The following is a 6,608-nucleotide window of genomic DNA, read 5'->3' on the forward strand; positions in this document are numbered from 1 at the left end:
GCCCGCGCCGAGGCGCGTGGCGTCACGGTCATCATGAACCGCTGCCCCAAGATCGAGTACGGCCGGCTCTCGGGCGAAATCGGCTGGACCGGGGTCAACTCGCGCATCATCAGCGCGAAGAAGCCGGTGCTCGCGGGCAAGGGCGTACAGAAGTTCACCATCGCCCCGCGAGGTGGCGGAATGGATTGAAGCACACCATTCGCGATGGTGCGACGGGACAGGTCCCGGGCTCGCGGTATCTGGATACCACTGGGCTGAACTCCTTCCAGAACATCGCTTTTCCGGTGATGCGCGCCTGCGAAACGGCTTGACCTCAGGCGTCGCCCCGTCTATCCACCGGCCAACGCCACCGCGTCCCCCGACGCGGCGGCGGCTCGTTTTTCGACACACCACCGAGCGCCAACGGAATTCGGCTTATGAAAACCTTTTCGCTGAAGCCCGCCGACGTCGACAAGAAGTGGATCGTGATCGACGCGGAGGGCCTCGTCGTCGGCCGTCTGGCGTCGATCATCGCCCTGCGTCTGCGCGGCAAGCACAAGCCCGCCTACACCCCCCACGTCGATTGCGGTGACAACGTCATCGTCATCAACGCCGACAAGGTGAAGTTCACCGGGCGCAAATACGTCCAGAAGGTGTACTACCACCACACCGGTTTCCCCGGCGGCATCAAGGAGCGGTCGGCCAAGTTCATCCTCGAAGGGCGCTTCCCCGAGCGCGTCGTGGAGAAGGCCGTCGAGCGCATGCTGCCCCGCGGCCCGCTGTTCCGCCAGATCATGGGCAACCTCCGGGTCTACAAGGGCACCAGCCACCCGCACGAGGCCCAGCAGCCGCAGACGTTCGACGTCGGCGTCCTCAACCGCAAGAACGTGAGCGCTTAAGATGGCGACGCTTCAGTCCCTCTCCGACCTCAACCGGTCGAACGCCGGCGGCCTCGAGAACGAGCACGCCGCGCCCGTCCACGTGCAGAAGCTCGACGCCCAGGGCCGCGCCTACGCCACCGGCAAGCGCAAGGACGCGGTCGCCCGCGTCTGGATCCGCCCCGGCACCGGCAAGGTCGTCGTCAACAAGCGCGCCGTCGAGGTGTACTTCGCCCGCCCCGTGCTGCGCATGATCCTGCGCCAGCCGCTCACGGTGGCCAACCGCGTCGACCAGTACGACATCACCGTCACGGTCGCCGGCGGCGGTCTCTCGGGTCAGGCCGGCGCGGTGCGCCACGGCCTCTCGAAGGCGCTGACCTACTACGAGCCGGAGCTTCGCGCGCCGCTGAAGCGCGAGGGCTTCCTCACCCGCGACAGCCGCGTGGTCGAGCGCAAGAAGTACGGCCGCAAGAAGGCTCGCCGCAGCTTCCAGTTCTCGAAGCGCTGATCGGCCCATTCGGTCAAAAGAGAAGGCGGCTCCTTGCGGGGCCGCCTTTTTTATTGGTTCGGTCCAATCGCTGACCCAAATCGGTCGAGCTCGCCTTCAGCGGACCGCCCGACAGGTCCCAGCGGGCGCGACTGCCGCGTCAAGCGTGGACCACCTTCTCGAGCTCCGCCTTGGACATCTTCGAGCGCCCGGGCACCTTCTGCGCCTTGGCCTTCTTCATCAGGTCGGCCTTGGTCTCGCCGGAGGCGGATTTGCGGGCGGTCGCGGCCTTCTTCGCCACGTCCTTCGGCTGCTTCGAGAACTGCTTGCCCTTCGCCGTGTCGCTGCGCTTCTTCTGCGTCGAGCGGTCGTACTGCTCGTCCGAGACGGCCTCGCGCGCCTTCTTCGGCAGGTAGCGTTCCCCGGTCTTGCCGCTTTCCTTGCCGGACTTCGTGTCCCACTCCTCGTCGGTCCACTGCTTCAGGTGGTTGTCGTCAGTCTTCTTGCCGGCGTAGCCGCCGCCGGCCTTCTTGTATTCCTGCGTCGCGAGCTGGGCCTTGCGAGCCGACCATTGGCCGGCCTTTCCGCCCTTCTCGCTCTTCGTGACCTTGTCCTTGGTCGTCTCCCAAAGCTTGGGATCGGTCTTCTTCGCGGTCTCGGACATCGTCTTTCACCCATCGTCGTCGATTTTGCCGACAACGGGGGCACGCCCACCGCGTTCCGGCAGCAGCGCGATGGCTTGTTGATGGCGCCCGGCATTGACAGGCCGGCACGCACCGGCCACCTCCCGCACCGCGACACGACGTCCCGGCGGCGGCCGGCTTCGAGGGTGCGACGAGCGATGGCGGGCGAGACCAAAAAGCCGACGGTGTTCATCGATGGCGAGGCCGGCACGACAGGGCTCGGCATCCGGGAGCGCCTTGAGCGCGACGGCAAGGTGGTGCTCCGCAGCATCGCGCATGCCGACCGCAAGGATTCGAGCGTGAAGCGGGCGCTGCTCGCCGAGGTCGACCTCGTGGTGCTCTGCCTGCCGGACGACGCGGCCCGCGAGACGGTGGCGCTCTGCGACGCGCTGCCCGGCGGCGGTCCCCGCGTGCTCGATGCCAGCACCGCCCACCGGATCGCCAGCGGCTGGACCTACGGCTTCGCCGAGATGGCCCCTGGGCAGGCGGAGGCGATCGCCGCCTCGCGGCGGGTCGCCAACCCCGGCTGCTATCCCACCGGCGCGATCGCGCTGCTGCGGCCGCTGGTCGAGGACGGCCTGATTCCGGCCGACACCTTCGTCAGCATCAACGCGGTCAGCGGCTACAGCGGCGGCGGCAAGAGCATGATCGAATCCTACGAGGCCGGCTCGGCCGCGCCGTTCCTGCTCTACGGCCTCGGATTCGCGCACAAGCACCTGCCGGAGACGCAGACCTATTCCCGGCTCACCGCCCGGCCGATCTTCATCCCCTCCGTCGGCGCGTTCCGGCAGGGCATGCTGGTGTCGATCCCGCTCCATCTCGACGCGCTGCCGGGCCGCCCGTCGGCGGGCGACCTCGAGGACGCCCTCGTGCGCTGGTACGCGGGGCAGCCCCTGGTGCAGGTCGTGCCCGGCGCGACCACCGGCGCCCACAAGGAACAGATCGAGCCGGAGGCGCTCAACGACACCGATCGCCTGGAGCTGCGGGTGTTCGGCTCGGCCGAGCACCGGCAGGCGGTGCTGGTCGCCCGCCTCGACAACCTCGGCAAGGGCGCCTCGGGCGCGGCCGTGCAGAACATCGGCCTGATGCTCGGGCTCGGCGCCTGACCCGCGCCGTCCGCCCGACGCATCGACCGCGCCGCCCGCGAACGATCGGGCGGCTGCGACCAGGAGATCGAACCGCATGACCGAGACGCGCCCACCGCTGCCGCCGTTCGATGCCGGGTCCGCGGCCAAGAAGGCGCGCGGCGCCGAGGACGCCTGGAACACCCGCGACCCCGAGCGGGTGTCGCTGGCCTACACGCCCGACAGCTGGTGGCGGAACCGCTCCGAGTTCCTGGTCGGGCGCCCGGCGATCGTCGCCTTCCTGACCGGCAAGTGGGAGCGCGAACGGGAGTACCGCCTGATCAAGGAGGTCTGGGCCTTCCACGAGAACCGGATCGCGGCGCGCTTCGCCTACGAGTGGCACGACGCGGACGGGCAGTGGTTCCGCTCCCACGGAAACGAGCAGTGGGAATTCACCGAGGCCGGCCTGATGCGCCGCCGCGAGGCCAGCATCAACGACGTCGCCATCGCCGCCTCGGAGCGCAAGTTCCACTGGCCTCAGGGGCCGCGGCCCGCCGATCATCCGGGCCTCTCGGAGCTGGGCCTGTGATGGCGCTTCGCGGTTCGCCAAGCTTCCTGTAGAGACCTGCGCGTCGCGAAGCCGGCGCGAGAGGATGCCGATGACCGAACTGCCGAACGTGCACGTCCGCGCCGAAGTCCTGTCCCAGGCGCTGCCCCACATGCAGCGCTACGACCAGGAGATCGTGGTCATCAAGTATGGCGGGCACGCCATGGGCGACGCCTCCGCGGCCGAAGACTTCGCCGAGGACATCGTGCTGCTCGAGCAATCGGGCGTGAAACCGATCGTCGTCCACGGGGGCGGCCCGCAGATCGGCCGGATGCTCGAGCGGCTCGGCATCCAGTCCGAGTTCCGCGGCGGCCTCCGTGTCACCGACGAGGCCACCGTCGAGGTGGTCGAGATGGTCCTGGCCGGCTCGATCAACAAGCAGATCGTCGGCTGGATCTCGGCCGAGGGCGGCCGTGCGATCGGCCTGTGCGGCAAGGACGGCAACATGGTCCGGGCCAAGCGCGCGACCAAGACCGTGATGGACCCCGAGAGCCGGGAGATGCAGACGGTTGACCTCGGCCTCGTCGGCGAGCCCGAGCACGTCGAGCGCGGCGTCCTCGACGCGGTGCTGAAGGCCGAACTGATCCCCGTGCTGGCCCCCGTGGCCTACGGCGCCGACGGCAAGACCTACAACGTCAACGCCGACACCTTCTCCGGCGCCATCGCCGGGGCGCTCCGAGCCAAGCGCCTGCTGCTCCTCACCGACGTGCCGGGCGTGCTCGACAAGGACAAGAACCTGATCCCGGAGCTGACGGTCGAAGATTGCCGGCGGCTCATCGCCGACGGCACCATCACCGGCGGCATGATCCCGAAGATCGAGACCTGCATCTACGCGATCGATCAGGGCGTCGAGGCGGTCGTGATCCTCGACGGCAAGGTCAACCACGCCGTGCTGCTGGAACTCTTCACCGATTACGGCGCCGGCACCCTGATCCGCCGGAGCTGACGGCCCAACCCCGCATCGTGCGCGCCCGGATCTTGCTTGGAATCCGGGTGCGCACATCCTGCCTTGCGGTCATCTCGGAGACCGGACATCTCGGACAGAACAATAGCCGGCGAGAGCCACGTGACGGCGGACGACGCCCGCGGCTTCGAGGCCGTCGACACCTGGGTGTTCGACCTCGACAACACGCTCTATCCGAGCGACGCCATGGTGTGGCCGCAGGTGGACGAGCGCATCACGCTGTTCGTCATGCAGCTCTACGGCCTCGACGGGCTGTCTGCGCGCGCGCTGCAGAAATACTTCTACCACCGCTACGGCACGACCCTTAAGGCGCTGATGGTCGAGGAGGGCGTCGATCCGCACGCCTTCCTCGACTTCGCGCACGATATCGACCACGCGACGATCCGGCTCGATCCGGCGCTCGGCGACGCGATCGAGCAGCTGCCTGGGCGCAAGCTCATCCTGACGAACGGCTCGCGCAAGCACGCCGAGAACGTCGCGAAAAGCCTCGGCATCCTCGACCACTTCGAGGACGTGTTCGACATCGCCGCCGCCGACTTCGTGCCGAAGCCCGAACGCGTGACCTACGAGCGCTTCCTCGCCCAGCACGCGGTCGACCCACGGCGCGCGGCCCTGTTCGAGGACATCGCCCGCAACCTCGTGGTGCCGCACCAGATGGGCATGGCCACCGTGCTGGTGGTGCCGTCCGCGATCGACCCCTACCGCGAGGCCTTCGAGCAGGAGGCGGTACGCGAAGCCCATATCGACCACATCACCAACGACCTCGCCGCGTTCCTGCGCCGCTGCGTCCTTCCCGTCGCCAAGGATGCCGCGTGAGCCTCGTCGACGCGCAAGCCCTGAGCGCGGCGAAGGCGCCGAGCCTCGTCGAGATCGAGGATCTGGCGCACGCCGCCTTCGCGGCGCTGCCGGCCGAGTTCCAGGCGTTGGCGCGCGACGTCCGCATCGTCGTCGACGACTTCCCCGATGACGAGACGCTGTCCGAGATGCAGTGCGAATCGGAGTTCGACCTGCTCGGCCTGTTCCGCGGGATCGGTCTGGCGCAAGCCGGCGAGACCGTCACGGGCCAGATGCCGAACACGGTCTGGCTCTACCGCCGGCCCCTGCTCGACTACTGGGCCGAGCACGACGAGACGCTCGGCCACCTCGTCGCCCACGTGCTCATCCACGAGATCGGCCACCATGTCGGGCTGTCGGACGCCGACATGGCCGGCATCGAGGCCGCCGCCGACCTTTGAGACCGGACCTCATGGGTCCTGACCCATGAGACGAAGTTCAAGGCGTCGGCGGCTCGCCCAGGGGCGGCAGCTTCAGGCGGCTCACCTTCGGGCGGCGGGTGCGGAACTGGCCGCGCTCGATCGCGACGAAGACGAGGATGGTGATGGCCAGCGTCGTCAGCCACCACACTACCGTCAGGCCGACGCCGATGCAGGCGATGGTGAAGGCAGCGGCGAAGCCCGCCATCGCCCCGGGCACCAGCAGCGGCACGTCGCGGCCGGCGCGGCGAACCGAGGCGTAGAGGGCGTAGGCGGCGGCCAGCGCACCGACGACGCCGAGCTCGTACCACATGGCGAACAGCGCCGTGCTCGGCGCGTTCACCGGGATCAGCCCGAAGACGCGCCCGCGCAAGGCCGTCTCGAAGCCGTGGCCGGTGATGAGCCTGACCGGCTCGGTGGTCACGATCCGCTGCCAGCTCTTCAGCGTCATCACGCCGGGGCTCAGGGGGCCGAACAGGGCGGCGCCGACGGGTCGGGCGAGAAACGGCAGCAGCGGCGCCACCGCGAGCAAGCCGGCGGCGATGCCGGCGGTGAGGCCGACGCCGAGGCGCGGCCGGAAGCTCGTTACCGCAAAGGCCAGCGCCCCGATCGCGAGCGCCGCGATCTGCCCGACATCCGGCGAGACCGCCAGCGCCACGGCGACCACCACGGCGAGGCCGAGCGCCTCCCGGT

8 protein-coding genes and 2 pseudogenes are annotated in these 6,608 nt (G+C 69.0%); 8 read left to right on the plus strand and 2 right to left on the minus strand.

What is annotated here, in order from left to right; genetic code table 11:
* The 3 genes and pseudogenes from FV222_RS14230 to rpsI all read left to right on the plus strand — a co-directional run.
* Positions 1–189 (plus strand): annotated as a pseudogene (locus tag FV222_RS14230) (CoA-binding protein); the annotation flags it as partial.
* 227 nt (positions 190–416) lie between these two features.
* The gene (gene rplM, locus FV222_RS14235; RefSeq protein WP_147750196.1) at positions 417–878 is read left to right on the plus strand and encodes a 50S ribosomal protein L13; all 462 of its coding nucleotides are present in this window, start codon (positions 417–419) and stop codon (positions 876–878) included.
* A 1-nt stretch (position 879) separates the two neighbouring features.
* On the plus strand, positions 880–1,365 hold the full coding sequence (rpsI, locus tag FV222_RS14240; RefSeq protein WP_147750197.1) for a 30S ribosomal protein S9: 486 nt from the start codon (positions 880–882) through the stop codon (positions 1,363–1,365).
* 139 nt (positions 1,366–1,504) lie between these two features.
* Here rpsI and FV222_RS14245 read toward each other — a convergent pair whose 3' ends face one another.
* Positions 1,505–2,008 (minus strand): hypothetical protein, encoded by a 504-nt coding sequence (locus tag FV222_RS14245; protein ID WP_147814772.1) that lies wholly within the window; start codon positions 2,006–2,008, stop codon positions 1,505–1,507.
* Between the two features lie 177 nt (positions 2,009–2,185).
* Between FV222_RS14245 and argC the strand changes: the two genes are divergently transcribed.
* The 5 genes from argC to FV222_RS14270 all read left to right on the plus strand — a co-directional run bounded on the left by argC (position 2,186) and on the right by FV222_RS14270 (position 5,897).
* Entirely contained in the window at positions 2,186–3,133 is a 948-nt protein-coding gene (argC, locus tag FV222_RS14250) for an N-acetyl-gamma-glutamyl-phosphate reductase (RefSeq protein ID WP_147814774.1), read from the plus strand.
* Between the two features lie 76 nt (positions 3,134–3,209).
* On the plus strand, positions 3,210–3,680 hold the full coding sequence (locus tag FV222_RS14255) for a nuclear transport factor 2 family protein (RefSeq protein WP_147814776.1): 471 nt from the start codon (positions 3,210–3,212) through the stop codon (positions 3,678–3,680).
* Positions 3,681–3,744: 64 nt separating this feature from the next.
* Complete coding sequence (gene argB, locus FV222_RS14260) at positions 3,745–4,644, plus strand: acetylglutamate kinase (RefSeq protein WP_187273582.1); 900 nt, start codon at positions 3,745–3,747, stop codon at positions 4,642–4,644.
* A gap of 120 nt (positions 4,645–4,764) precedes the next feature.
* Positions 4,765–5,478 (plus strand): pyrimidine 5'-nucleotidase, encoded by a 714-nt coding sequence (locus FV222_RS14265; protein WP_246685464.1) that lies wholly within the window; start codon positions 4,765–4,767, stop codon positions 5,476–5,478.
* Entirely contained in the window at positions 5,475–5,897 is a 423-nt protein-coding gene (locus FV222_RS14270) for a metallopeptidase family protein (protein ID WP_147814778.1), read from the plus strand. The genes FV222_RS14265 and FV222_RS14270 overlap by 4 nt, the downstream gene beginning before the upstream one ends.
* 37 nt (positions 5,898–5,934) lie before the next feature.
* Here FV222_RS14270 and FV222_RS14275 read toward each other — a convergent pair.
* Positions 5,935–6,608 (minus strand): annotated as a pseudogene (locus FV222_RS14275) (peptide ABC transporter permease); the annotation flags it as partial.

This window comes from Methylobacterium sp. WL103, assembly GCF_008039885.1.
GTDB lineage: Bacteria > Pseudomonadota > Alphaproteobacteria > Rhizobiales > Beijerinckiaceae > Methylobacterium > Methylobacterium cerastii.